Annotated in this window: 1 protein-coding gene; it reads right to left on the reverse strand. The window is 41.3% G+C overall.

Annotated features, from left to right (window positions below; genetic code table 11):
* Window positions 1-32 precede the first annotated feature (32 nt).
* Window positions 33-242 (reverse strand): transposase (locus RM539_RS20020; RefSeq protein WP_311505186.1); only part of this gene is annotated, 210 nt, incomplete at its 5' end.

Here is a 242-nt window from a genome sequence, read left to right on the forward strand (position 1 = left end):
TCGGGCTGGTGACTTTAAGTCACCGCTAAGGTTTAGTTTTCAATGATGAAATTCGTGCCTCCCCTATCGTCCGGTTTTCTGTGATGTTCCAAATATTCATTTACCATTTCATCAGTTATATTTCCCGTACGCCAACAACCATATCCGATTGCCCAAAAATGTCGACCCCAGTACTGCCTTTTTAACTCGGGGAACTCCTGTTGTAATTTCCGAGAACTTCTACCTTTTAATTTCTTGACTAA

The sequence above is a fragment of the Autumnicola musiva genome (assembly GCF_031846585.1).
GTDB classification, from domain to species: domain Bacteria; phylum Bacteroidota; class Bacteroidia; order Flavobacteriales; family Flavobacteriaceae; genus Autumnicola; species Autumnicola musiva.